The sequence below is a fragment of the Lysinibacillus agricola genome, assembly GCF_016638705.1.
Lineage (GTDB): Bacteria > Bacillota > Bacilli > Bacillales_A > Planococcaceae > Lysinibacillus > Lysinibacillus agricola.
In genome coordinates, this window is the sequence record NZ_CP067341.1 from 1,702,099 (window position 1) to 1,727,446 (window position 25,348).

Sequence of the window (25,348 nt, forward strand, 5' to 3'; positions counted from 1 at the left end):
AGCCTCCTTTAAGTTTTTCTAGGGAAGGATTGAATCATCAATGATTATGGAAGGCAGACGAACTTTTGGATTTTTACTGACACTTGTCGTCACGTTTGCTATCGCACCGTTAATGGCCATTGCGTTTTATACGTTTATGAAAGATGGGCAATTAGATGTTTCGCAGATTAACAGAATGTTTGCCAATGAAAGAATGTGGCATACACTTGGAAACTCTGTATTATTAGGGGTATTAGTTATAGTTGGGACGACAATAGTTGCATTTCCAATGGCGTTAATAAGAACGAAAACAAGCTTATATAAATATGATTGGCTAGATATTATTTTAACGATTCCGTTTATGACACCACCATATATTGGCTCCATGGGATGGATATTGTTCATGCAAAATAATGGCTTTCTCCAACAGCTATTTCCAAGTGCTGCTTGGGTGACTGAATCGTTCTTCTCCTTATTTGGAATGGTCATGATAATGAGCCTACATCTTTTTCCTTTCTTATATTTAATGCTGAAAAATACACTATTAAGAATCAATGGCTCCTTTCTTGATGCTGCACTAATTTTTGGACGAAGCTCTTGGAGAAATTGGACGAAAATAGTTTTGCCTCTAGTAGTTTCTAGCTATGTTCTTGGAAGCTTGTTAATTTTCATTAAAACGTTAGCTGAATTTGGAACACCTGCAACGTTTGGTAGTCGAATTGGTTTTCAAGTATTTACGACGGAAATTCACTCTTACTTATCTAGATGGCCTGTAGATATTAGTATGGCGACATCGCTCTCGTTATTTTTACTGTCGGTTTGTCTCGTTATCTGGTATTTTCAAAATCTTATTGGACGCAAATATACATATAGCGTGCTTTCTGGAAAAACACCAGCTATTCGCGAGATTAAAGATCAGTGGTATGTCAAGCTTGGTTCATGGCTTTTTGTGGGGATTGTTATTTTGCTATCAATCGGCATTCCTTACTTCTCAATTATCGTGACATCTTTGCAGAAAGTAAGAGGGGATGGTTTACAAGCAGGGAATTTTAGCTTTGCCTCCTACCAGGAAGTGTTTACAAGTGGAAGTGCTGGATTGTCAGCATTTTTAAATAGTGTTGTTTTCTCCGTAATCACAGCTGTCGTTACAGCAATTATTGGTTTGTTGATTGCCTTATACATTAAAAAAGGAGAAACGAAAAAGCAGCAAATATTAGATTTCTTTAGTTTAATGCCTAATATTATTCCTGGAATTGTCTTTGTAGTTGGGTTAATTATGTTTTGGAATGCACCATGGCTACCAGCGACCATCTATAACACAAAGGCAATGGTTGTAGTCACGTATTGTGTACTTTTTTTACCGTATTCCGTGCAATATATAAAATCTTCTTTATCGCAGTTAGATTCTTCGATATTCCAATCAACAGCTATTTTTGGTCGAAGTAGTTGGGCTGTTTATCGACATATTATCATTCCATTATTAATGCAGGGAATTCTTGCTGGAATGATGATGACGTTTATTATTTCGATGCGTGAACTTGTCGCTGGATTACTTATTTTGCCTCCTTCAGTAGAGACTGGCGCAACATTTATTTACAGTCAATTTGAACAAGGAAATGTTGGTGTAGGAATGGCTGTAGCGGTGATTACAGTCGCCATGACCGTTATTTTCATGTTTTTATTAGATTGGCTACAAAAACGGGGAGGACATGCGGATGCTTAATGTAGAGATTTTAGGTGGAGTCGGTGAGTATGGTCGTAACTGCTTTTTCATTGAAAAAAATGGACATGCTATTTTACTCGATTGCGGAGTGATGAACAATCGGCAGAAGACTCTTCCTAATTTAACACAAGCTCATGTTGCAAAGCTTGATGCAGTGTTTATTTCCCATTCACATACAGATCATGTAGGTGCTCTTCCTTTACTTGAGCGATGGGGATACATAGGACCGATCATTATGAGTAAAATGACTGCGCAGCAATTAAAACAATCTTGCCATCATACAAGAACCTTTCAACCAGAATCAATCGGAGAATGGACAGTTGTTAGTAATTGTCTTGCTTTTCAATGGGGTTACAGTGGGCATCTAATAGGAAGCGTTTGGTATAAGATTCGTTTTTTTGAGGAGGTGATATTTTACTCTGGCGATTATGTGGTAGATTCCTATCTGTTGAAAGCAACACTACCTATAGAGGATGGGACTGTTTATGATGTAGCCATTATAGATAGCGGCCACATTGAAAAGCACATCAAAAATATAGAAGTATTACAGCGAATGACGGAATATATCCATGCAAATCCAAACTGTCCGATCATTTTCCCATCTTCTTTCTCAGGAAAAACAGCGGATATTGCTACCTATCTTTTTCAGCATACAACAAGAGCGATACGTGTAGATCATGATTTGTTGTCCTTATTTGAAAATTATTATGAGGCACCTGGAAATTTATTGTCTAACAGAACAATGTTGCAACAGTTTAAACTAGAATGTTTAACAAAAATAACAGAAAGTGAAAACACCATTTATTTTGTGCCTGAGCGTAATGAAGCAAAATTAGTGGAGCTGCTTCATAAAAAGCCTACTTCAATAGTAATCTTTACGGGATATTGGAATAAAGGCAAATATAAAAGTCCATTTTCCAAAAATCAATATAAAGAATTTTTTTACAAAACGCATCCAGATTATCATGATATCATCGCACTTTCTAGTAAAATACAGGCACATAAGACAATCTATTTTCACAGTTCATTAACGAATAGAGATACGACTTTCTTGCAATTACTAAAAAATGAGGAGGAAATACTATGAAGAAATGGGCAGTAAATTTTTATTTAGTTGTCATTGTACTTGTTAGCATCATTGGATTTAGTTCTACACAAGCAAAAGCAGCAATCGAGCCAGGAAATGAAATTAAATTCAACATTAAATCTGAGCCTTTCACTGAATCAGATATTTTAAATGTTTTCCAAGCGACAAAAAAAGATGAAGTGAAGATTTATTTCTTTGATACTCCGAATAGAGCTTTTCTAAATGAAGATTATATCCATCGTTTACGTGTCTACAAAGGAAGCAATAAAATGGATATCACGTATAAAAAGAGATTTGTAAATACACCTCTGGATGAAGCGATTGCTATCACAGAAAGTCATGGCTTCACGGGAGCAGAATCTAACTATAAATTTGAAACGGATATTAAGGGTGACAATCGTACGTTCACAATAAGTCGTAAGGAATCATTAAAGACTACATCTAAAATTTCTTATGATGCAGTGGATACAAGTGCCGCTAAAAAATTAATTTTAGAAAATGTTCCGAAGAAAGTTTTAAATTGGGATTCTGAAGCATGGTATCAAAATACATTATCTCAAGCTGTCGTATATGGTCCTGCAAAAGCTACAACATATAAAGGAAGCTTTGCGGGCTATGCGGCGGATATTGAAGTTTGGCAATATCAAGGGGAGATTATGGTAGAGTTATCAACGAAAGAGGATGATGCATTAAAGGCCGCTGTTATAGAAAGAGAATGGCATGATCGATTAGCAACAGCAGGTTATTTAAGTGAAGATCAACGCGGTAAAACGGCATTTGTAATGGATAAGTAATAAAAAATATTCTTTAAAATTCGCGACACTTCTGGGAATAGCGAACAAGCCGAGGTGCTAGAGTATCTACAGTGGCTTGTCACTCGTTTGGAGAAGTAGAGCGAATTTTTTTGGTGTGAAGTAGGATAGAAGGTAAATAAAAACAAAGAAAAATTTGTTCTAACTTTTTCAATTTAGCTTACACTTACTATAGGACGAACTTAGTGTTGAACAAGGGAGGAAATGACATAGCGAAAAAAATGGGAATTGTCGCGCTACTTTTATTCGGTGTTTATGTGCTGTGTATGTATTGGTATATATTCCATAGCGGTGGTGGTACAATACCACGAGCGTTGCAAGGAACAGCTGCGGATCCAGTGATGTTTATGTCTGAAAAAGAACTATACTTAAGTGGTGAATATTCTAAAATACGGAACTTCCTATTCTTTGTTGCTACACCTTTGGAATGGTTAGTCTATTTCATGATATTAATTATGGGCGTATCACGTTATTTCGAAAAGGTGGCGACGTCACAAACAAAATGGAAGCTGTTGCAAAATGCAGGTTACTTATTCTTATTATCACTTTTACTATATGTTGTACTATTCCCACTCGATTATTATCGTTACAATTTAAGCAAAAGCTATGGTATTAGTACACAAGGGTTTTCGTCATGGATGCGAGATGGCATTATCGATTTTTGGGTCAGCTTTGGCATGAGCTTTATCATTGTGTCTGTCATTTATTGGCTCATCAAAAAAAGTGCAAAAAGATGGTGGCTGTATACTTGGTTTCTAACGATTCCATTCACAATATTTGTGATGTTCATTCAGCCTGTTGTCATTGATCCGTTATACAATGATTTTTATCCGTTGAAAAATAAGGAGCTAGAGGCGAAAATCTTGTCTCTTGCTGAACAGGCAAATATACCAGCAGAGCATGTATATGAGGTCAATATGGCAGAAAAAACGAATGCCTTAAATGCTTATGTAACGGGTATTGGCAGTAATTCGAGAATCGTGCTATGGGATACAACCTTAAATCGTTTAACAGATAATGAAATATTATTTATCATGGCACATGAAATGGGACATTACGTAGAGAAGCATATTTATTTTGGTATTGCAGGATATCTTTTGTTGACATTGCTAGGATTATGGCTATCAGCGAAGTGTATGAGATGGTTGATTGGACGTCACGGACACGTATTAAAAATTAAAAAAATCAGTGATATAGGTTCTTACCCGTTGTTTTTACTTATAACATCCGTTTTATTATTTGCTTCAAACCCTCTGTCAAATTATATTTCGAGGTATCAGGAAATGAGAGCCGATCAATATGCAATTTCACTAACAGGTGAACGAGAGTCAGCCGTTACGGCATTCCAGAAGCTAACGATATCTGGGCTAAGTGAAGTAAATCCACAGTTACTTGTAAAGTGGTTCCGTTATACACATCCGCCAATGCTTGAACGTATTTATAAGGTGGCGGAGAATGTAGATGAGAAAAAAGAGGAGCCATTAAAAGAAGTGCCATTAAAGGAAGAGCAGAAAAAAGAACAGCAGAAGAAATAGCAGTAGTGCAGTAAGGTTTTGTGAACGAATAAGTTGGGTATTCTAAAAGAAAGTATCAAAACTCGTTCGTTTTAATGATAGGGGAATTGTTATGCTTAATATTGTCGTTATTACACTTTCATCGATATTAGTCGCCTTTGCCTACAATTTTTTGTTAATTCCACATGAGATTTTAAGTGGGGGATTAAGTGGGATTGCCATCATGCTTGGTATTATCACGCCCTTGAATACAGGGGTTTTAAATTTACTATTGAATTTGCCATTACTTATTATAGGAGTCTTGAAGCTAGGGAAGCGGTTCATTGGATATACTATACTTTCAGTCGTTGTCTTGTCAGTAAGCTTGTACATTATTCCTATTTATAAAGCTACACAAGAACCGATCCTTGCCTCTTTATTTGGCGGAGTTATTGTGGGCTTAGGCACGGGTATAATTTTTCGTGCATCGGGTTCCTCTGGAGGTTTTGATATTTTAGCGATGCTGTTAAGTCGCAAACGGGATTTTCCCCTTGGTACATTAATCTCAGCGATGAATGGGATTGTTGTAGCTATCTCCGGATTCGTTTTTAGTTGGGATGCGGCATTACTTACGCTCGTATCGATTTATGCTACAGGGAAGGTTGTCGACACCATTCATACGAGTCATATTAAGTTGACGCTGATGATTATTACAAGTAAGGGCGATGAAGTAAAGCAGCAGCTGCTGGAAAAGCTTCATCGAGGTGTGACGATTATCGACGCGAAGGGTGCTTACTCAGGTGAGGGGCGTAAAGTTTTAATCACTGTCATTACACGCTATCAGCTTGCTGAAGTTAAAGGTACGATAAAGGAAACGGATGCAAAAGCTTTTGTCAATATATTACAAACTACTGAGGTTATCGGCGTGTTTGATAGAAGTTTAAAGTAAGGTATTTAATAACCAGAAGCGAAAACATCATGTCCTGTGATAAAGCTTTGTGGCCAGTATCGATTTGCCTCAAGCGGCGAATGTACATCGGAGACAGCAATCAATCTAAAAATAAATAGTTATTCCCTCTACACACGTTATTGATTATAATAAATATAATCGAACGTGTGTTTTTAAATTTTTGGAGGAAAAGGGGTTAAATAATGAACAAAGAAACAATTCATGCATATTGTCTAAAGCTTCGTGGTACAACGTATGATCACAAAGAAGAGTGGGGAGCGGATCGCTATCATATTGGGGGTAAAATGTTTGGAATGATGGGCGGAGATGCTACTGGAAGGCCAGTACTTACTTTAAAATGCGAACCTAATCGAGCTGAAGAGTTGAGAGAAGCATATGAAGGTATTATTCCAGGCTACTATATGAATAAAACACATTGGAATTCAATTTATATGGATGCAGATGACGTGCCTATGGATTTAGTTGAAAATTTAATCAAACATTCGTATGAGCTAGTTTTCGGAAAGCTAACAAAAAAAGCTCAGCAGGAAATTAGTTTAATGGAAGAAATGAAGTGAGAGAAATAGTAGGATGAACACTAGTGTGTCAAAGTAAAACCCCGCGCAAAGAAGCGGGAGCAAATCCGGCGAAGAAATACTCAGGCGCAAGGGAAAACTGCTCGGGTCAGCCAAGGAACTGATCAGGCGCAAGGGAAAACTGCGGGTCAGCCAAGGAACTGATCAGGCGCAAGGGGAAACTGCTCGGGTCAGCCAAGGAACGGATCAGGTGCAAGAGAAAACTTCTCGGTTAGCCGAAGAACTGCTCAGGTCCAACTGATATTTGCTCTACCAGCAACACAATATAAGAAATTAAAAAAGAATCTGCCAGTTTCTCCAGCTTAATCGCGAAGAAAACAGATTCTTTTTTTAGCTCTATGCCTAGTTATACCCACGTTCACCAAATGGCTGAAGCTTGTCGAGCCATTTTTGTTCTAGTTTTTCTAGCTCTTTTTTGGCATCGAAATAGCCTTCTTCTTTTTTCTTCAAATATTCCACAACTTCGATATCAAAAGCATCCTTGCCGAATGTGTTGTAATCGGCTTGTAGCTTTTGATTGGTATGTGTATTTGTTTTTAACGAAAATTGAAAGCCATTTAAGCGTTTTAAATTATTGAAGCTGCCAACAAACACTTTACCATTTTGTTTATTGGTCATTGTAAAAACGCCAGCTTCGATTTTCATTTCTTTATACATTTCCTTTAGTTCTTTTTTATGGTCCATTGGAAACCCTGCTTTCTTATTTTTTTACCCAGTAGGCACTGCCATCTTCTTTTCGATCAATGAAGCCATATTCGATTAAAGAGCGACGTATTTGCACATAGTCCTCATACATCGGTTGGATCATTGCATTTAATTCTTTTTCGGAATATTGTTTCGCTTCATCGAAAAGCTTTGTCAGTGCACGGAGTATCACAATTTTATGCTTTTCACGTTTTGGGAAGCGGACAAGCTCTTTACCAATATCGTTTGGAAAGTACTTTTCAAGTAACTGCTGTTCTTCAGAAATCGTAATATTATAGCGATCGTCGACCATCGTAGCCGTTTTGTGAATCGGTACAAAGCTATCTTCTTTTTGATCTTGTTCTTTTAGTAGCTCCATCATCGCAAGAAAAGTTTTCGCTTGACGTTCCTTTTCTTTAAGGGTAAAACGATGATGACGTATTGTTGTTGCACTACCAATTTCCAGTTCTTCTTTAATTTCTTGATCTGTTTTACCTTCATAAAATAAGCGCAAAATATGACTTTGATGATCCGTTAGTCCTGTCATTTTTTTATTAAGGCCATTTAAATAATGAAAAACAGATTGATGTACAGCAGTAATATGATGCTGCATAAATTTTTCTGCCTCGTAAAGAACGCCTTCATGTGGATAAATAATACCCTGTTCAATTTTTTCCCCGCAAAGCAAACAAGTGAAGTGTGTTGCCTCATCAAGATAACCTTTTTTTATGTCTTTGATTGAAGCTTGCCAAAATAATTCATTTACATCCATTGGATATCCTCCTAAAACAAACGATTAATTATTTTGTTTGCTTATTTATATATAAAATAACAAATTGTTTGATTAAAATCAATAAAAAACACATCGCTTTATAAACGATGTGTGAAAATGTTGAATCTATTTATTTTTCTTTTTAAAAATAATGATAGATAAGATAGCTAGCACAATAATTGTGACGAAAATAATGATAATACTTGTTGAGGTACTTAGTATATTTCCATGAAGGTCATAGACAATACCATACATTATTTTATAATCTTCCACCTGTGAAGCAGGCACACCTTCGAAAACCTTGGAAATTGAGCTTTCCATAAAGGCATTACGTAATAGTAAAGTTGTATGGCTGATAGGGAAATACATAATAAGGTTTTGAGCAAAGCTTGGAAGGGCGCCGACAGGTACATAAACGCCACATAAGAAACCAATTGCAGTACCGATGATTGTTCCTAGCGTCGAAAAGGAATTTTGTGTATTGACAAATAACACAAGAAACAGATTAAAAACACTGGCAAGTAATACAGATAAAAATAATATACCGACGACGGTAACGAAATCCCTAAAGCTTAGAAGTTCACCGCCTGTTGCAACGATAAAGATTTCACAGCCAATAAGGGCGATAAGGGAGAAGATACAACCTACGATAAATGCATTGAATACATAGCTAAATTGAATGGTTGCTCGTGAAATGGGAGCAGTTAAAAAATCAGCCTGTGCTTTTGATTCTAAATCTTTTACAGCAATGCCATACGCAGCAAGTGTAGTAGAAACAGCGATCATAGATAGTAATCCAGCTACAAGCCATTCATTGACCATCGTTACTAATTCTGGCGTAGCTTCTGTCATTTGCTCAATGGCATCTACTTGCATTTTTTGAAGGAAAACAGCGTACAAAATAATGACGATAAAGACAGAAAGCAGGGAGAAGAAGACTTGTGTTTTATCACGTCTGAAAACCTTGTTATTTCGCTGAACTAAGCTATATAAAGCTCCCATTAAGCTGCACCTCCCTCGGCCATAATATGAAGAAAGACATCATCCATAGTACCTTTGATTACTTCAAAAGAGGCAATAAGCGGCTCCGCTTTTTTTAATAGTGTTAAAGCATGAAGAGTCGATTCGACCCGGACAGAGAAAATACCTTGCTTTTCTGTATAGGAGATATTATTTTCCTCAAGCCACTTTATCCCTTCAGAATTATGATGAAAAACAAGTGCCATTGAATCGTAGGCGTAATTTGTTTTAAGAGCATCTGGTGTCCCTTCAGCAACAATTTCTCCTTCCTTTAAGACGATGACTTGATGAGCGACTGTCACTTCCTCCATATAATGTGTTGTCAAAAAAACAGTCATGTTTGTTTCTAGCTGGAGCTGCTTAATGGCTTGCCAAACGAATTGACGAGTTTGTGGATCAAGACCAGTTGTCGGTTCATCTAAAAACAAAATTTTTGGTCGATGAATAAGGGCTCGAGCGATATCTGCACGCCTTTTTTGTCCGCCTGATAAAGTTCTATATTTTCGCTTTTCTATATCGTCTAAATGCAAATATGTTGAAACAAATTGATAATTTTCGGCCAATTGTGTTTTCGATAAGCCATATGTTTTGCCACGATGAAGTATGTTTTCACGTACCGTTAATCGTTCATCCAGAAGACTTTGCTGAAAAACTACGCCAATGGATTTTCGGATTTCAGCATTGTCGTTGCTTTCATCAAGTGTATAGCCATTAATTTTAACTGTACCGCTTGATTTTTTTAATAATGTACAGAGTATTTCAATGGTCGTTGATTTCCCCGCACCATTCGCACCTAAAAAGGCGAAGAGGGAGCCTTGCTCAACTGAAAACGAAATCCCCTTTACTGCCTGATGTTCACCATATTGCTTACATAGGTTTTCAACTTGTATAGCAGAGTTCATATTGTTTAATCCTTTCTTTTTTGAATTGCATGATTAATTTCTGCAATATCAATCAATTGAAGTACGTAAATAATGCACCAAACGATGAAGTAAATAATGACTTCGGATATAAGTACATACGTAATGCCAGAATGTTCAAACCACCGACCGAAATAGCCTGCCACCATAACACATAGTGTAACTGCAATAAAGTGTAGAATAAGCTGGGTTATAAATTGTAAACGCTCTATATCATAGATGAAGGACAGTGGACCTATGACAATCCCGAGTATGATGGCGATAATTATTTGCTCAAGTAATTCCGCCCCCGACCCCACCGCGTTATTAGATATGAGACTTATGGTCACTAAGACATAGGAAGAGCTAAGTGACATGAGTAAACCAATAATCATCAAGCGTAACATTTTCATATTATGAATCCCTCCCAATACCTAATTGGCGTTTTAGTTCTTTTAAATATTTCCGGCTAACATGGACAGATACATCGTTTTCTAGTATTAGTTCTGTTGTGCCAATTTTACCCATGTGAATAGAAGCAATTTTATTGATGTTAACGAGTGTTGATTTACTGACTCTAGCAAAGTCATTCGCTAATTGAGCTTCCAGTTCATATAATTTGCGTTTCGTTTCGAATTCCTGCTCTTCGGTCTGCAAAAATACTTTTGCACCCTCTGCATAAATGGAGTAAATATCTGAAATTTTTAGCATATGAATTTCCTGCTGAAAGTAGCCATCAAGCATTGTTGTTTGTGAAGTTTGGAGCTGTTTCATCAGTCGTTCAATTTGTTCGTTGTATTCCTTCGCATGTATATGAACCTCAGTTTCTTCGAGCGAGCTATTGATCGTTAATTGAATTTTCATTGGAGGCCTCCTTTACATATCTCCGCTATGGAGAAACACTGAATCAGGTAATAATAATGTAGCATAGAAAATTTCGGCTTGGAGAAAATCTTGGATAAGAGGTTAAATTTTATAAATAACAGGTTCAATTTGTACGATATATAACATTGCAAAAAAGTGATGAAGTAGTAAAATAGGCAGGTTCACGGCATAATAGAATGATACAGTCACGAGGGGTTGCTTCTATGTTTATTTTTGACAAGCATATGTTTATTACATTATGTATTGGTTTAGCAGGTGCAATTTTATTTAATTTATTACATATTCCAATGCCGTGGTTACTTGGAGCTATAGCAGCGGTGCTAATTGTTCAGTTATCGACAAAAGTACAATTGAAATGGCATAAATATTTTCGTAATTTTGGTTTAATCGTTGCGGGGTATTCCATTGGTTTTGCGTTTACACCGGAAGCGGTGCAGGATATTAAGCAATTTATAGGAAGTATGATTGTTTTAAATGTATTATTTATTGTATTGTTTTTTGGTGTTAGTTATTTAGTTGCCAAACGTGCGGATTTAGATTTTGCGACCGCGTTGACATGTTGTGTACCTGGTGGCATGTCGCAGGTTGTTGCCTTTGCCGAGGAGCAAGGGGATATGGATATGGTCTTGATTACGTTCTTTCAAATATTAAGGGTTCTTTTAATCGTCGGCTTTGTGCCATTAATGGTGTCAGGCTCTGGGGGAACTGGTGTAGTTGCCAACGGAGCGTATTCATGGAGCTTAATAGGTTTACTTGCTGTTTGTGGAGTAGCGGGTTGGCTAGCGCAAAAGGCAAAAATTCCAACAGGCTATATGCTTGGCCCAGTTTTTTTATTGATGGGCATCAATATAGCAGGGATTGACGTACCGAAATTGCCATTATCACTACTTCATATTGCGCAACTAATGCTTGGCATTTACATCGGACTTTTATTGAAAAAAGACGATCTACATTTATCGAAGAAGCATGTGTTTTACGCATTTGTATCGGCGGGTATCTTTATTGGCGCAGCATATGGCTTAACATTTATTATGAAGAGTTTATACAGCCTTGATTTTAAAACAGGCTTTTTAAGCATCGTACCAGGCGGGCTTGATCAAATGGGGATTATCGCTGCCTCCGTGCATGCAAAGGTCACAATCGTCACCGCATTTCAGCTATTCCGCGTACTGGTCGTATCCGTTTTCCTCGTTCCGTTTGTTAAAATGTTTGTGAAAAAAGTGAAAACGTAGAGTTGTAGGTGGACTTCACCGATTTTTTAGTGAAAAATAAAAATATTAAATACTGTAGATTGTCCGGATTTCGTAGCTCGGGACTTGTTGAAATATCCCAGGTTTATGATTTTTTTGAAACTTTAAAATTTATTGTAACGTCTTTAACTTCAAAGGATGAAGGGAGAAGAACATTGTTTAAATATGTGATACAACTAATTCTTGGTTGCTTGACTTTATTCATGTCAACAGCTATTTCTTGGTATGAGGGAAGTGATATTATAGATAATTCACTGGAATGGAAGTATTCAACACCATTTTCTCAGTTCTTTAATATTGAGATAAACAATGGCCAGGATATTAGTCAGCTTGATTACTTTGTCTATGCGGCTAAATTTCAACCATTTTTCCCGACTATTATGACCGTAAGTGTTATTTATATTTTTGCAGTACTTATTTTTATCATTTACCAACTAAATCGTCAATTAGCCATTATTTTGTCAGGAATAATAAGTTGTGTAGGTATTGTTAGTAGTGGCATATTTCTTAACTCTACAACCGATGGAGGGAATGTATTCTTTTGGATTACAGCTGTCGGTGCATTAATTTTTATATGTATTTCAATAAGTTTATGGTACAAAAAAATACATCGTTTAACTTACAGCCATAATAATTGATTATCGCAACATAAGCGTGCGAACTCTAGTACATAAGTCTTTGTACAAGAGCTCGCACTTTTTCAATCTTATAGCTACTTATTTTAATATTGAACCAAATGAGGATGTGATCGTGTTAAAAGCATTTTGTGTAGGTAATGGGGGATAGCAGTACCGATAGCCTTAAAAGATATACCGTCATAAGGGGTATGACGAATAAAAAAAGATTGCCCATTAGATATTACCCTAATGAACAATCCTTCGAACCGCAAAGCCCTTACCATGCACTCTAGCAAGTGCTGCCTTGATTGATCAATGAGCCAGTAAATTGTTTGATCAGCTAGCATGAATACTATCCTCATCACAATGTTTTTGTGTGCTTGCGCTACTCGCTAATTCTTGCATATTAGCTGTAAAAATCGCTATCAATCCAAACTCATTTAGAAATTGTTTGATTGACACCTTTTATTATAAAATATACTAAAACACATATGAAAAGTATTAGTAATGGAATGGATTGGCAAAGTAAAAAGAGTAGAATTTGATCAAGGAATCCTCCTCCTCCATCTGTTGCCATAAAACTCAAACCGAATGAAAAGGGAGCAACAAAAGCATTAATTGCTAAACCGATACCGATGAGGAGAAATGACCAACCCTTTTTTCTAACTTTGACACATGCCATTACAATGAAAAAAGATGCAAATACTGATGCGAGAATAAAAAAAATTATAACTATACACCTCTTTTCATATTAAATTATGTATATCTGAATTAAAAATTCAAAGTATTTTTCATTATATATCATTTAACTATTATTATGTAAAAAAAGTTACTATCGTTTTTTGTTTTCATTGTTATAAAAATGATAATAATTTCGTCCTTATTAAATGATGATTCTTTATGCGTTTTTTTATAAAGAGCACATTTGAAACAATTGTCTTAACCTCTGAAAAATTTTTCTTTTCCAATATATCGGAATTATGGTATTATAAAGTTAACTATTATGAACGGAGGTGAAAAGGAATGAATAAAAACGCTACGAAAACATGTGTAAAAGTGGATACAGCTATGTATTTTGCACGTGTAATTACTTTCGATTTTGCGAACAACGGGATAGGTCTGTCCATTTTTAAGCAAAATCAAATATCAAACGTAGCGAATTAACCATTCTTTTTCACAAACTAATGAGGAAAAGACTGCTTGTTAATCGAGCAGTCTTTTTTGTGTCTATAGATGTTTTTCGCACGTTTCATTGGAGGAAAAAACGATGCAAATTAAAGCTGAACAAATACAAAAAAATATTGGTGGAAATGTTTTATTTGAAGGACTTCAATTAGAAGTAAATACGGGGGAGCATGTTGCCATTGTTGGCGTGAATGGTAGCGGGAAAACGACTTTATTACAGTTATTAGCTGGTTTAGATACACCAGATAAGGGACGTATTATAAAAAGTAAGGAAGCGACAATTGGCTATCTTCATCAAATTCCGCACTATCCTATGTTGTCAGTAAAGGAAGTGCTGGAGGAAGCATTTGCGGAGATCTATGCATTAAAGTCAAAGATGACAAAGCTTGAACAGGAAATGCAGGTAGAAGTTACAGATAAGGTACTTCAGCAATATGGTCATGTGCAGGAACAATTTATGTTGCTGGGTGGCTATGAAATTGATGCGCAATTAGCGATGATTGCCAATGGTCTAGGTATTACGCCATTGCTTGAGCAGCCTTTTAGAAGCTTAAGTGGTGGAGAGAAAACAAAGGTTATGCTTGGGCAAATCCTTTTAAGTAATCCCTCGATTTTGCTATTAGATGAACCGACGAATCATTTAGATATGCAGGCCATTGAATGGCTAGAAAATTATGTACGAAACTTTGCAGGAATTGTTATTGTAGTATCACATGATCGTCATTTTATGAATCAAATGGCTCAAAAAATAATTGAAATTGAAGATGGAGAGGCATTTACGTATATTGGCAATTACGATGCATTTGTTGAACAAAAGGAAGCAAAGCTTGAACAGCAATTTGCTCATTACGAAGAACAGCAAAAGAAAATTAAAAAAATGCAGGAAACAATAAAGCGCTTAAAGCAATGGGCAAATGAAGCGAATCCGCCTAATGCTGGCTTGCATCGTCGTGCTAAAAGTATGGAGAAAGCATTAGCCCGTATAGAGCGTGTAAAGAAGCCTTCAACGAAAAAGAAAATGAATTTAGCGTTAACGATGGCTGAGCGTAGTGGTAAAGAGGTTGTACAAATGAAGGGCATTAGCCATGCATTTGAGAAACCATTATTTAAGGAAAGTGATTTAGCGGTTTACTTTGGAGAACGACTGGCGATCGTTGGTGGCAATGGCAGTGGAAAATCAACATTATTAAAAATGATGTTAGGTGAAGTTGAACCAACTGAAGGAGTTTGTCATGTCGGTAGCAGTGTTAAAATTGGCTACCTATCGCAGCAATTTGAGCATAAAAATCCTGCCATTCGTTTAATAGATGCCTTCCGTGAGAGCGTCTCTGTGTCAGAGGCTGAGGCACGTCATATTCTTGCTCAATTTTTATTTTATGGCTATGACGTCTTTAAAAAAGTGAAGGATTTAAGTGGCGGTGAAAAAATGCGCTTACGGTTAGCACAGTTAATGCATGAGGATATTAATTTATTGATGCTGGATGAGCCGACCAACCATTTAGACATTGAAGCGAGAGAAGTATTGGAGGATACACTGGAATCCTTTGAAGGGACGATTATTGGTGTCTCGCATGACCGTTACTTCTTACAAAAGATTTTTACAAAGGTTGCCTGGATTGAATATGAAACGATTCAAGTATTTGAAGGTGATTATGAATGGGCAAGACAAAAACGCTTAGAAGTAGCTAAAGAACCAGTAATAAAAGAAATACCTGAAAAGTCTTTTGCTGCTAAAAAAGAGTTACCAATTGAAGAACAAATTGAAAGGCTCGAAATGAAATTAAAGGAGCCGACACTTGCTAAGGAGCAACGTCAAAAGCTTGAACAGCAGTTAGAGGATTTATTTGACGAATGGATTGCAGGAGGAACAGAGCATGCATAAAATAGAGCACATCATGCAGCTAGATATTGATTATATTAAAAGTTTTAGTGAGATGGAAACTTGTAATGAAGGAGTATTATTTTACAATAAGGAAATGCCAACATATTACGACGCCAATCATGCACACATTTGGAAGAAGATTGCCGAGCCAGATATGTTTTTAAAGGAAATCAAGAATTTCTATCAATCAAAATCTCTTATTCCAAGATTGTATTTATACAATGTGGAGGAAAATCAGTTATGTATAGAAGCATTAGAAATCCAAGGCTTTCAATATGAAAGTTTTACTGATGATGTACAGCTTTGGAATGGCGAATACGCACAACTATCACATAATCCAGCCATACAAATTGAACGTGTAACAGATGCCAATATGGAGGAAGCATTAGCCGTAGAAATGAGTATTGCTACATTTGGGGAGCCTGAATTAATTAAAAAAGCCTTTAAGCAAACATATCATTCTCCGCATTTTACGTATTATTTATTAAGATTAGATGGAAAAGCTTGCTGTACTGCTAATATTTTCATCTCAGGAAATCAAGGGAGAGTCGAGAGTGTAGCGACAATCGAAAGCTATCGAGGACGAGGATTGATTGGATATATTTTGCAGCATATTCAGCAAGAGTCGGTAAAGCAGGGATTAGAGTATCTCTGGATTTTGCCAATAAATGAACAGGTTGCAAAGGTTTATGATAAGGCAAATTTCAAATCAGTAGGCACAATGAAATCAATTCATGCCTTTACTGAAGGAAAAAGCATTCATCAAATACGACAAGATTCCTAATTAGGTTGAAAGATAAAAAATTTCGCCATACTCCTGTGGGACCGTGATCCAATATGGATTCTCCCATAGGAGTAGAGGGAATTTTTATTATTTAGAACGTTACCTGCCAATTGTCATTGCATGCTGCATGAATGGATGGGTGTTTTAAAATATAATCTGCAATCAGCTCCGTCATATCAGTTTGTATTTCCTTCATGATGCTGATGGCCAGAAATAACTATATCCACCTCTTCCTTTGCAAGATTAGCTGCAGGCCAAACCGATGTATTGGTTACGTATGCAGATGCACGTAGAGATTATGAGGAAAGCTGGCAAGGTGAATTTGATCGCTCCGCTTCTATTTGGGAGGAAACAGATTTAAATGTAGCAATCCTGAATAGTATCGACTATTCGGGATTTTTGAAGTATTGTTCAAAAGAATGATTTTCAATCTTTAAAAGTTTTTACTTGAAAAAATGGCGTATTCGATTTATTGTCTTTAGAGATACTTGTTTAATGGACTTGGAGGATATGAAATGCACGGAATTTATATACGCTATAATGTCTTAGATGAAACCCCAACAGCACAATGGCCCAAAAAAATGGATGCATTTGCGTATGTTCAACGAGGAAAACCACAACAAGACAATGACAACACGATGCCGATGGAAGAGCTAAAAAGCCATGCCATTCGCTATATTAAAAGCTTAAAAGACAATGCAAGTGAACATTTAGTAGAGCAACGCAATGGTGAAATTGAGCACTTTGATCGACGCTATATGGAATCCTTAAAGTTAAAGGAAAGCATCGATTCACAGCTTATTAATCTAGAAGAAATTCGTTTACTATTACAGTTAATGAATGTACTGAATTTATCGCATGGTTTCGGAGAAAATGCTGGAAAGCTACTACGCCAAATTACCCCATATGCAAAAGAGGTAGAGCACCCAACATTCCAAACAACTCGTGTAGAGAGACATTTTTATTCAGAATTAATTGAACAAATTGAAGCAGTATATGCACGAATTATGCGTCACCACAACCCATCAACGACTGAAATGCAGCATTCAGAAAAGCTATGGACAACAGTTTGTGAGCAAGCGATTGAAAAGGTAGAAGCACGAATTGAACGCTTGTCTTCTATCAAATTAAAGCATGAGAAAAAATTGCTAGAATTTAGTCAATTAAAACAGCAAAATATCGAGGCAAAGGAACGCCTAGATATTGCTGTCAATGATCTTGATGTTATTTTAAATGTACTAGAATCATAAAGGCTATGTTAATGCCTATATAATGCGGTTTGAGTGGGGTTAGCTGTGAGCTAGCCCCATTTTCAATAGCACGATCAAACGTGTCGGTTGAATCAGAAGAACTACCAACACATTTAGAAGGCACTGAATAACATGGAACCAATAATCGCTAGGTGTAACAAATCGTGTGGTCACAAGTTCTACGTCAAACATTTCAAGGTAGACAAACTTCACAACAAAATCGAACAGACATACTTCAATTCTCTAAATTGCGATAGAAAGTATGTCTGTTTTTTTGCAGAGAACAAGGGGAGGTGCCTGTTTTCAGAGTAACTCTAGAGCCCCGAAACCATACAGATTGTCCCGGTTTTTATACCAGTAGGACCGTTAAATCCTGGGATTGTATCGATTACTGTATTTGTTGCTATATCTATGACAGACACAGTATTGTCAAGTTGATTTGTGACATAAGCAAGTGTTCCATCCGGCAAGATGGTTACTTGGTCAGGAGATAACCCTACAGGAATTGTAGCAATCACCGTATTTGTTGCTGTATTTATGACAGATACAGTATTATTACCTTTATTTACAATGTAAACAAGTGTTCCATCAGGTGTAATTGCTGTTCCAACAGGTCCTGTTCCTACAGGGATTGTAGCAACTACCGTATTTGTAGCTGCATCAATTACAGATACTGTGTTACTATTTTCATTTGTAACGTAAGCAAATTGTCCGCTCGGTGTGAAAACGATTGATCTTGGGCGAATTCCCACAGGGATATTAGCAACCACGGTATTTGTTGCTGTATTTATAACTGATACTGAATTTGAGTTTTCATTTGCAACGTAAGCAAACGCACCATTAGGAGTAAAAGCTATGCCTTGAGGTTGGAGCCCTACTGGAATAGTAGCGGTTACGGTATTTGTAGCTGTATTTATGACAGATACAGTATTAGATCCGTGATTTGCTACATATGCAAGTGTTCCATTTGGTGAAACCGCTACACCAAGAGGATTAACCCCTACCGGAATAGTAGCGATTGGAGTGTTTGTTGCAGTATCAAAAACTGTTACATTATTCGATAAGAAGTTTGTAGCATAACCAAGTGCTCCATTTGGACTAATCGCTACTTCTAGAGGACCAGTTCCTACTGGAATGGTAGCAACTATAGTATTTGTAGCTGTATCAATCACGGATACTCTATTATCAGGAGTAGCTAACTGACCAGCATCTGTAACGTACACTAAAAAATGACAAGGTGGAGTTGGTGGCACAGGTATAAATGGTGGCTTACAACGACAAGGACAACAAAAACCACAACAATTACAACGACAACTTGGATTTGATTTAAACTTGAACTTTATAAATTTATTTTCTTTCTCCACAATGCACACCCTTTCTATCATATATTGATACATTGATACTATATGCAAACGGAATTATGTTTCTTGTACGTTTTACCTAAATCAAAAATTTTGAACAGTGTCGAGTGGTTGTTTATATTAATTTCCAATCATTATTGGATTAACCAATTATAGTGTTTGTTGGTGATTCTTAGGATGGATTTTTATTAAAAATGACGAATTTCAAAGATGGATTCCCCTGTCCCAAAAAAATTTTATAGTGAATGACGGATAGAGACGGCAAAGTGACGGATAGAAACGTCAGAGCGACGGATAGAAGGGGCGAAGTGACGGATAGAATCAAAGCGACAGTCAAGTCCTTAATCTTGTGTAAAAGTAAATTCCCAGAGCTATGTAAAGTACTTTACTTGAATAACAGTTGAATAGAAGCTAGCTTCTATTCAACTGTTATTCCGCGTTGGAGCGCATACTCCTCGTCTTTATCCATTAAGATCGCGCCGATTAAACGTGTGGCGGAGCGATTATTCGGGAAAATTCGAATCACTCGTTCACGGCGTCGTACCTCTTGATTTAAGCGTTCTAATGCATTTGTACTATGAATCAATACATGCATTTTTGGGGGATACTGTAGATATTGAATCGCATCTTCAAAACCATTTTCAAGAATGGCTAGTGCCTTCTCATACTTTCCTTGGCCTTCGAATTTCTCTTCTAATTCCTCGTATCTTTCACGTGCTTCTGCTTCCGTTAAAGACTGAAAAATCCGTTTGATTCCTGCTCGAAATTCCTCTGTATCTTTTTTCGGTAAAGACTGAATGAGATTTCGTTTAAAGTGAACGGTACAACGCTGCCATGCTGTTCCTTGAAATTCAGTTTGTATGGCTTTCTTTAATCCTTCATGCGCATCTGAAATGACTAATTTTGGTCGACCTAGTCCTCGTTCTTTCAGAGATTGAAAAAATTGTTTCCAGGCTTCATAGCTTTCAACATCTGACACCTGATAACCGATGATTTCACGTCGTTGTCGCATTGAAAGGGTCGTTGCGATATAGACGGCTTTTGAGAGGACACGTCCATTTTCACGCACCTTAATATACATGGCATCCACAAATAGATAAGGACATTGAATGTCTGCTAGTGAACGGTTTGACCATTTTTCTATGACGGGATCTAGTTTCTCCATTAGTGAAGAGACAAATGATTTTGAAACTTTCTGTCCGCACAGCTGTTCCACAATATGTGTGACTTTCCGCGTAGAAACGCCCTGCACCACCATCTCCATTAATGACAACACCAGTGCCTGATCCATTCGGCTATATTTTTCGAACAGGGTTGTACTAAATTCACCATCGCGTGTGCGTGGTACACGTAATGTGACCCGCCCAATCGTTAAGGTTAAATCACGCTCATAATAGCCATTTCGCTGTCCTTTGCGCGCATCAATTCGTTCATACGCCTTCGCCTGTACATAATCATCTCTCTCTTTTTCCATAAATTCATTAAGAATTAACACCACTGTCGACTTCACAATGGCTTCCATATCCGAGTCCATAACCGATTCTTTTAAAAAGTCCATGTTTAGAGTAATATTAAATTGAGTCATTTTTATTCCTCCTCGATGTTTTGGTCGTACTTAACATTTACCCAGGAAGAATAAAATTGACTCTTTTTCTTTTACACAATTATATGGACTTAATCAAAGCGACGGATAGAATCGCCAGAGCGACAGATAGAACCGGCAAAGTGACGGATAGAAGGGTCGAAGCGACGGATAGAACAAGCAAAGTGACGAATAGAATCAAAGCGACGGATAGAATCGCCAGAGCGACGGATAGAAGGGTCGAAGTGACGGATAGAACAAGCGAAGTGACGTATAGAACCGTCAAAGTGGTGGATAGAAAAGCCAAAGTGACGAATCCAACCATCGAAATGATGGATGGATCGTCACATTGTGCTTTTCGCCTTATATATTGCGTAAGCAACAGTCATTTTTACGTATCTGTTACTGCTTTGCTTTTTCCTCAGACTGTTCCCGTTTTGATTGACGATAAACACGCAGTAAATCAAGCGCAAGCAACAGCACGATAATGTAAAAAATAGGACTGTTAAACGATAGACCTATTTGAGATTCGCCGCCAAGTAACGTTAGTACAATCCAAAGCCCCACTGTATATATTGTTAAGCCAACATATACTTTTTTAGAAAGCTTTTTATATCTACCCTTGTCCGTCGCGATTTGAACGATCACTAGCGCTACTAATATAAGAAGGATGATTTTTTTAGACAGTATCTCAGCTATTGTAGTGTGTGGAAAAAAATCATTGACGAATAGTAAGGTGAAAAATACAAAAATACAAAAGTTTAAAATCGTTGAAAGCCTCATACAATATCTCCTTAGTTGCCATTATTCATTTAATTGTAACATGGTTCTGTTTGAGGAGAATTAAAAAAACTAAACTTAAAATCACTCATTCGAAAATTTGAAAAATGCGAAAAATTACGAAACTTTTCATTGAGTGCATCCGTATAGTAGGTAATATAAAAAAAGGGGTGAACAACTTGACGCTATTTGGCTATTCACTCGAGCAGATCTTTTTAGTGGTATTAATTTTTCGGGGCCTTGCAACGCTTTTAATTATGTTTTTTGGCGATGCTATCGAAGGTATTGGAGAGGGGCTACCGATTTTTAATCCAAGTGTCATTCTATCTTTCATTACGTTGATGTCAGCAGCAGGATTTATTTTAGAAAAATTAGCCTTCTTCCCTAGCGTTTGGAACATCGTTGCTGCTTGTATCATCGGAGCTATTTTAAGTGCACTATTTTATTTATTCGTTCTTGTTCCGCTAAGATCGGCCGATGTTTCTTTAGCTTATACGGAAGAATCGCTTGGTGGTCAGCTAGGAAAGGTCATTGTCCCAATCCCGAAAGACGGTTTTGGAGAGGTTGTTATTGAAACGACAAGCGGTATGATTTCGAAGCGAGCAACAGGTTTTGACAATGAGGCTATCGACTATGATACGACGGTACTTGTTGTAGAAGTAAAAGAAGGAACACTTTTTGTGAGATCCTATGATAAAAAATTTTTATAAAGGAGAGATACTTATATGTCAATGGAGATTTTAATTGTTATAGGGATTGTAGCTTTTATTTTAATCGCACTAGTTGCACTGTATGTGACAAAGTACCGTACAGCGGGTCCTGATGAAGCACTGATTGTGACAGGTAGCTATCTTGGCTCAAAAAATGTACATAAAGATGAGTCAGGAAATCGTATTAAAATTATTCGTGGTGGCGGTACATTTGTCTTCCCAATTTTCCAGCAAGCACAGCCATTAAGCTTATTGTCTAGTAAGCTTGATGTGACAACACCTGAAGTGTATACAGAGCAAGGTGTACCGGTTATGGCTGATGGAACTGCTATCATTAAAATTGGTGGTTCCATTTCTGAAATTGCGACGGCAGCAGAGCAGTTTTTAGGGAAGCAAAAGGAGGAGCGTGAAAATGAGGCACGTGAAGTGTTAGAAGGTCACTTACGCTCTATCCTAGGTTCAATGACGGTTGAGGAAATTTATAAAAACCGTGATAAATTCTCTCAGGAAGTACAGCGTGTTGCATCTCAGGATCTGGCGAAGATGGGTCTGACAATCGTTTCCTTTACGATTAAAGATGTGCGCGATAAAAATGGTTACTTAGAATCGCTTGGTAAACCACGTATTGCACAGGTTAAACGTGATGCAGATATCGCTACTGCAGATGCTGATAAAGAAACACGTATTAAGCGAGCTGAAGCATCGAAAGAAGCGCAAAAGGCTGAGCTTGAACGTGCAACAGAAATTGCGGAAGCAGAAAAAGATAATCAGTTAAAAGTGGCTGAATTCCGCCGTGAGCAGGATATCGCAAAAGCTCGTGCAGACCAAGCGTATGAGCTAGAAACTGCTCGTGCAAAGCAGGAAGTAACAGAACAGGAAATGCAAATTCGCATTATTGAACGTCAAAAGCAAATTGAACTAGAAGAAAAAGAGATTTTACGTCGTGAGAAGCAATACGATTCAGAAGTGAAGAAAAAGGCTGATGCTGATCGATACGCTGTTGAGCAAAATGCAGCTGCAGAAAAAATGCGTGAGCTTGCACAGGCAGATGCGGAGAAATACCGTATTGAATCACTAGCAAAAGCGGAAGCTGAGAAAATTCGCTTGGATGGTCTTGCAAAAGCAGATGCAGAAAGAGCGCAAGGGGAGACAGAAGCAGATATTATTCGTCTACGTGGTCTTGCGGAAGCCGAGGCAAAACGTAAAATTGCGGAAGCCTTCGAATACTATGGTCAAGCAGCTGTCCTTGATATGATTGTACGTATGATGCCAGAATATGCGAAAGAGCTTGCGAGTCCACTTGGCAATATCGATAAGATTACTGTTGTGGATACTGGTGGTGGAGAAGGAAGCGGTGGTGCCAATAAAGTGACTGCTTATGCAACCAATTTAATGTCAACATTACAAGAATCGTTGAAGGAAACTTCAGGGATTGACGTAAAGGAACTCATTGAAAGCTATGCAGGCAAGCATACATTACGTCCTGAGCTTGAGCAAATAGCAGTAGGCTTAGGAAAGCAAGCACCAGCTACAGCTCATGAAACGCAGGACGAGATAAAAGAAACAGTTGAACAAAAATAAAAATAGAAGCCGCCTGATATTTGTGATATCGGGCGGCTATTTTTGAGAAGCTTTTATTTTTCCTTAATTTGTTTCCACTCACTAGCGAGCATACCGTAAGCAGCATGGTCAACATAATGATCGTAAAGCCATTCTGCCGCACGAATGGATCCTTCTTTTGCAAAGCCTAGTCGCTCAGGGATGGCACGGCTTTTTGAGTTACCCACAGCAGCACGAATTTCCACTTTATTGAGCTGCAATTCCTCAAAAGCATATTGTAATAATGCTTGCACTGTCTTCGTCATAATACCATGTCCTTGAGCTCCCTCACCGAGCCAATAGCCAATAGCAGCGATTTTATTGCTATGATTTATCGCATTAAAGCCAGCAACGCCAACAATTTCATTTCGAAAAATGATAACAAGAGAGAGGCTGCTTTTAGCTTCATGTCCTTTAATACAACCTTCTATATATGCTGTTGAATCGGCTACTTCTTTTGTGAAATCTAACCATGGCAACCATTTACGTAAATATACTCGTGATGCATCTGTTAAGGCAAAGACAGCATTAGCATCTTCTAATGCTATAGTACGTAAAGATAATTCCGGATTAATTGTAATTTGCAATAGTATTCACCTCTTTATTATTTTAAGGCATCATGCATAAAGCCTTTCATTTCACGGCTAAGAACTGTTAACTCCTCAATAATTTCACTGAAGTCTTGAACGAGCTGAGCCTGTTCATTCGTTGCGTCATTGATTTGACCCATATTTTGCTTTAGATTATCAAGATTTCTATTTATATTTCGTAGGGATGCTTCAATGTTTTCAGTGGCGCTTGAAGTTTCGAAGGAGAGCTTTCTAACTTCCTGTGCCACAATGTTAAAGCCAGCACCATGCTGACCTGCACGAGCCGCCTCAATAGATGCATTTAAGCCAAGTAAATTTGTTTGGCGAGAGATGCTTTTTATTAAATCTGTAACTTCATTTGTTTTCTCTGAATCTTCAAGGGCGTGCTGTGCTTGTTTGTTAATTTCCTCACTTGTTGCTGCTAATTCCTCTGAATGTGAGGCAATAGTATGTACTTTGTCCTGTAGGTTGTTTACAATGTTATCCATTGTACTCATATAATCCTCAAGTTTAAGCTCATTGTCGATTGGCAATCCAAATGCCAGGGCGCCTACGACTTTACCATCTTCACGAATTGGAAATGAAAAAGCATTGATGGCAACTCCGTATACATCCTTTGGTATAACGACATCAGCATTTTGTCCTTTAAAGGCAATGAAAACATTTTGGTCATTAGCATTTACTTTTTGTCCATCTCGATAGCCTGAATCTACACGTTTACCAGCTAAATATTTTACAACTGTTTCACTTTCCTTCTCAATGACAGCTACAATTGCCTCTTCTTTTAATGCAAGGTGGATATAAGGTACTGAAAGGGCTAAAGCTTCAATAATTTGCATAAAAATTCCTCCAAGTCTGT

25 protein-coding genes and 1 pseudogene are annotated in these 25,348 nt (G+C 37.4%); 15 read left to right on the forward strand and 11 right to left on the reverse strand.

All coding sequences use genetic code 11. The annotated features are described in order from the left end of the window. Positions 1-40: 40 nt before the first annotated feature. From FJQ98_RS08100 to FJQ98_RS08125, 6 genes are all read left to right on the forward strand, one after another. The gene (locus FJQ98_RS08100; RefSeq protein WP_053595075.1) at positions 41-1,702 is read left to right on the forward strand and encodes an ABC transporter permease; all 1,662 of its coding nucleotides are present in this window, start codon (positions 41-43) and stop codon (positions 1,700-1,702) included. Further along, the gene (locus tag FJQ98_RS08105; RefSeq protein WP_053595076.1) at positions 1,695-2,789 is read left to right on the forward strand and encodes an MBL fold metallo-hydrolase; all 1,095 of its coding nucleotides are present in this window, start codon (positions 1,695-1,697) and stop codon (positions 2,787-2,789) included. Before FJQ98_RS08100 ends, FJQ98_RS08105 begins: the two co-directional genes overlap by 8 nt. Then, positions 2,786-3,583 carry a hypothetical protein gene (locus tag FJQ98_RS08110; protein ID WP_053595077.1) on the forward strand — a complete coding sequence of 266 codons (798 nt, stop codon included), beginning with the start codon at positions 2,786-2,788 and terminating at the stop codon, positions 3,581-3,583. Before FJQ98_RS08105 ends, FJQ98_RS08110 begins: the two co-directional genes overlap by 4 nt. Positions 3,584-3,810: 227 nt before the next feature. Next, complete coding sequence (locus FJQ98_RS08115) at positions 3,811-5,136, forward strand: M48 family metallopeptidase (RefSeq protein ID WP_053595113.1); 1,326 nt, start codon at positions 3,811-3,813, stop codon at positions 5,134-5,136. 91 nt (positions 5,137-5,227) lie between these two features. Then, entirely contained in the window at positions 5,228-6,043 is an 816-nt protein-coding gene (locus tag FJQ98_RS08120; RefSeq protein WP_053595078.1) for a YitT family protein, read from the forward strand. Positions 6,044-6,246: 203 nt separating this feature from the next. Beyond that, a complete protein-coding gene (locus tag FJQ98_RS08125; protein ID WP_053595079.1) occupies positions 6,247-6,621 on the forward strand; it encodes an MmcQ/YjbR family DNA-binding protein in 375 nt (124 codons plus the stop codon). 360 nt (positions 6,622-6,981) lie between these two features. Here FJQ98_RS08125 and FJQ98_RS08130 read toward each other — a convergent pair whose 3' ends face one another. The 6 genes from FJQ98_RS08130 to FJQ98_RS08155 all read right to left on the reverse strand — a co-directional run bounded on the left by FJQ98_RS08130 (position 6,982) and on the right by FJQ98_RS08155 (position 10,878). Further along, the gene (locus tag FJQ98_RS08130) at positions 6,982-7,323 is read right to left on the reverse strand and encodes a GIY-YIG nuclease family protein (protein WP_053595080.1); all 342 of its coding nucleotides are present in this window, start codon (positions 7,321-7,323) and stop codon (positions 6,982-6,984) included. A gap of 16 nt (positions 7,324-7,339) precedes the next feature. Then, entirely contained in the window at positions 7,340-8,095 is a 756-nt protein-coding gene (locus FJQ98_RS08135; RefSeq protein ID WP_053595081.1) for a DUF2087 domain-containing protein, read from the reverse strand. 126 nt (positions 8,096-8,221) lie between these two features. Continuing rightward, positions 8,222-9,097 carry an ABC transporter permease gene (locus FJQ98_RS08140; protein ID WP_053595082.1) on the reverse strand — a complete coding sequence of 292 codons (876 nt, stop codon included), beginning with the start codon at positions 9,095-9,097 and terminating at the stop codon, positions 8,222-8,224. Continuing rightward, entirely contained in the window at positions 9,097-10,017 is a 921-nt protein-coding gene (locus FJQ98_RS08145; protein ID WP_053595083.1) for an ABC transporter ATP-binding protein, read from the reverse strand. Before FJQ98_RS08145 ends, FJQ98_RS08140 begins: the two co-directional genes overlap by 1 nt. A gap of 5 nt (positions 10,018-10,022) precedes the next feature. After that, positions 10,023-10,427: a DUF3021 family protein gene (locus tag FJQ98_RS08150; RefSeq protein WP_053595084.1), complete on the reverse strand. Its 405-nt coding sequence runs from the start codon at positions 10,425-10,427 to the stop codon at positions 10,023-10,025. Between the two features lies 1 nt (position 10,428). After that, positions 10,429-10,878: a LytTR family DNA-binding domain-containing protein gene (locus FJQ98_RS08155; RefSeq protein ID WP_053595085.1), complete on the reverse strand. Its 450-nt coding sequence runs from the start codon at positions 10,876-10,878 to the stop codon at positions 10,429-10,431. A gap of 224 nt (positions 10,879-11,102) precedes the next feature. Between FJQ98_RS08155 and FJQ98_RS08160 the strand changes: the two genes are divergently transcribed. From FJQ98_RS08160 to FJQ98_RS08190, 7 genes are all read left to right on the forward strand, one after another. Further along, on the forward strand, positions 11,103-12,131 hold the full coding sequence (locus tag FJQ98_RS08160) for an AbrB family transcriptional regulator (protein ID WP_053595086.1): 1,029 nt from the start codon (positions 11,103-11,105) through the stop codon (positions 12,129-12,131). An 8-nt stretch (positions 12,132-12,139) separates the two neighbouring features. Next, on the forward strand, positions 12,140-12,787 hold the full coding sequence (locus FJQ98_RS08165) for a YjdJ family protein (RefSeq protein ID WP_241774569.1): 648 nt from the start codon (positions 12,140-12,142) through the stop codon (positions 12,785-12,787). Between the two features lie 1,002 nt (positions 12,788-13,789). Then, positions 13,790-13,930, forward strand: coding sequence for an RAxF-45 family protein (locus FJQ98_RS08170; protein ID WP_166672191.1), 141 nt, complete (start codon positions 13,790-13,792; stop codon positions 13,928-13,930). Positions 13,931-14,033: 103 nt separating this feature from the next. Beyond that, positions 14,034-15,833 (forward strand): ribosomal protection-like ABC-F family protein, encoded by a 1,800-nt coding sequence (gene abc-f, locus FJQ98_RS08175; protein ID WP_053595088.1) that lies wholly within the window; start codon positions 14,034-14,036, stop codon positions 15,831-15,833. After that, complete coding sequence (locus FJQ98_RS08180; RefSeq protein ID WP_053595089.1) at positions 15,826-16,617, forward strand: GNAT family N-acetyltransferase; 792 nt, start codon at positions 15,826-15,828, stop codon at positions 16,615-16,617. Before abc-f ends, FJQ98_RS08180 begins: the two co-directional genes overlap by 8 nt. A 267-nt stretch (positions 16,618-16,884) precedes the next feature. Continuing rightward, positions 16,885-17,040 carry a hypothetical protein gene (locus tag FJQ98_RS27515; protein ID WP_425492684.1) on the forward strand — a complete coding sequence of 52 codons (156 nt, stop codon included), beginning with the start codon at positions 16,885-16,887 and terminating at the stop codon, positions 17,038-17,040. A gap of 92 nt (positions 17,041-17,132) precedes the next feature. Further along, positions 17,133-17,867 (forward strand): hypothetical protein, encoded by a 735-nt coding sequence (locus FJQ98_RS08190; protein ID WP_053595090.1) that lies wholly within the window; start codon positions 17,133-17,135, stop codon positions 17,865-17,867. Positions 17,868-18,181: 314 nt separating this feature from the next. Here the strand turns inward: FJQ98_RS08190 and FJQ98_RS08195 are convergent. The 3 genes and pseudogenes from FJQ98_RS08195 to FJQ98_RS08205 form a co-directional block, all read right to left on the reverse strand. Beyond that, a pseudogene (locus FJQ98_RS08195) lies at positions 18,182-19,123 on the reverse strand (beta-propeller fold lactonase family protein); the annotation flags it as partial. 523 nt (positions 19,124-19,646) lie between these two features. Further along, positions 19,647-20,813 carry an IS256 family transposase gene (locus FJQ98_RS08200; RefSeq protein WP_053595091.1) on the reverse strand — a complete coding sequence of 389 codons (1,167 nt, stop codon included), beginning with the start codon at positions 20,811-20,813 and terminating at the stop codon, positions 19,647-19,649. Positions 20,814-21,212: 399 nt separating this feature from the next. Then, positions 21,213-21,593, reverse strand: a complete 381-nt coding sequence (locus FJQ98_RS08205) for a hypothetical protein (protein ID WP_053595092.1) — start codon at positions 21,591-21,593, stop codon at positions 21,213-21,215. A 176-nt stretch (positions 21,594-21,769) separates the two neighbouring features. Here FJQ98_RS08205 and FJQ98_RS08210 point away from each other — a divergent pair, with 176 nt between their 5' ends. Next, on the forward strand, positions 21,770-22,300 hold the full coding sequence (locus FJQ98_RS08210) for an NfeD family membrane protein (protein ID WP_201406671.1): 531 nt from the start codon (positions 21,770-21,772) through the stop codon (positions 22,298-22,300). Positions 22,301-22,315: 15 nt separating this feature from the next. After that, the gene (gene floT, locus FJQ98_RS08215; RefSeq protein ID WP_053595094.1) at positions 22,316-23,881 is read left to right on the forward strand and encodes a flotillin lipid rafts scaffold protein FloT; all 1,566 of its coding nucleotides are present in this window, start codon (positions 22,316-22,318) and stop codon (positions 23,879-23,881) included. A gap of 53 nt (positions 23,882-23,934) precedes the next feature. Here the strand turns inward: floT and FJQ98_RS08220 are convergent, their stop codons facing one another. Both FJQ98_RS08220 and FJQ98_RS08225 read right to left on the reverse strand, forming a co-directional pair. Continuing rightward, positions 23,935-24,486 carry a GNAT family N-acetyltransferase gene (locus FJQ98_RS08220; RefSeq protein ID WP_053595095.1) on the reverse strand — a complete coding sequence of 184 codons (552 nt, stop codon included), beginning with the start codon at positions 24,484-24,486 and terminating at the stop codon, positions 23,935-23,937. Positions 24,487-24,503: 17 nt separating this feature from the next. Next, positions 24,504-25,328, reverse strand: a complete 825-nt coding sequence (locus FJQ98_RS08225) for a methyl-accepting chemotaxis protein (protein WP_053595096.1) — start codon at positions 25,326-25,328, stop codon at positions 24,504-24,506. Positions 25,329-25,348 lie beyond the last annotated feature (20 nt).

Bases quoted from the DNA above. Each gene is read 5' to 3' on its own strand.
- FJQ98_RS08200 (WP_053595091.1), bottom strand. From the start codon at position 20,813: ATGACTCAATTTAATATTACTCTAAACATGGACTTTTTAAAAGAATCG.
- abc-f (WP_053595088.1), top strand. From the start codon at position 14,034: ATGCAAATTAAAGCTGAACAAATACAAAAAAATATTGGTGGAAATGTT.
- FJQ98_RS08125 (WP_053595079.1), top strand. From the start codon at position 6,247: ATGAACAAAGAAACAATTCATGCATATTGTCTAAAGCTTCGTGGTACA.
- FJQ98_RS08135 (WP_053595081.1), bottom strand. From the start codon at position 8,095: ATGGATGTAAATGAATTATTTTGGCAAGCTTCAATCAAAGACATAAAA.
- FJQ98_RS08140 (WP_053595082.1), bottom strand. From the start codon at position 9,097: ATGGGAGCTTTATATAGCTTAGTTCAGCGAAATAACAAGGTTTTCAGA.
- FJQ98_RS08205 (WP_053595092.1), bottom strand. From the start codon at position 21,593: ATGAGGCTTTCAACGATTTTAAACTTTTGTATTTTTGTATTTTTCACC.
- FJQ98_RS08160 (WP_053595086.1), top strand. From the start codon at position 11,103: ATGTTTATTTTTGACAAGCATATGTTTATTACATTATGTATTGGTTTA.
- FJQ98_RS08145 (WP_053595083.1), bottom strand. From the start codon at position 10,017: ATGAACTCTGCTATACAAGTTGAAAACCTATGTAAGCAATATGGTGAA.
- FJQ98_RS08100 (WP_053595075.1), top strand. From the start codon at position 41: ATGATTATGGAAGGCAGACGAACTTTTGGATTTTTACTGACACTTGTC.
- FJQ98_RS08190 (WP_053595090.1), top strand. From the start codon at position 17,133: ATGCACGGAATTTATATACGCTATAATGTCTTAGATGAAACCCCAACA.
- FJQ98_RS08110 (WP_053595077.1), top strand. From the start codon at position 2,786: ATGAAGAAATGGGCAGTAAATTTTTATTTAGTTGTCATTGTACTTGTT.
- FJQ98_RS08130 (WP_053595080.1), bottom strand. From the start codon at position 7,323: ATGGACCATAAAAAAGAACTAAAGGAAATGTATAAAGAAATGAAAATC.
- floT (WP_053595094.1), top strand. From the start codon at position 22,316: ATGTCAATGGAGATTTTAATTGTTATAGGGATTGTAGCTTTTATTTTA.
- FJQ98_RS08150 (WP_053595084.1), bottom strand. From the start codon at position 10,427: ATGAAAATGTTACGCTTGATGATTATTGGTTTACTCATGTCACTTAGC.
- FJQ98_RS08225 (WP_053595096.1), bottom strand. From the start codon at position 25,328: ATGCAAATTATTGAAGCTTTAGCCCTTTCAGTACCTTATATCCACCTT.
- FJQ98_RS08105 (WP_053595076.1), top strand. From the start codon at position 1,695: ATGCTTAATGTAGAGATTTTAGGTGGAGTCGGTGAGTATGGTCGTAAC.
- FJQ98_RS08180 (WP_053595089.1), top strand. From the start codon at position 15,826: ATGCATAAAATAGAGCACATCATGCAGCTAGATATTGATTATATTAAA.
- FJQ98_RS08120 (WP_053595078.1), top strand. From the start codon at position 5,228: ATGCTTAATATTGTCGTTATTACACTTTCATCGATATTAGTCGCCTTT.
- FJQ98_RS08170 (WP_166672191.1), top strand. From the start codon at position 13,790: ATGAATAAAAACGCTACGAAAACATGTGTAAAAGTGGATACAGCTATG.
- FJQ98_RS08155 (WP_053595085.1), bottom strand. From the start codon at position 10,878: ATGAAAATTCAATTAACGATCAATAGCTCGCTCGAAGAAACTGAGGTT.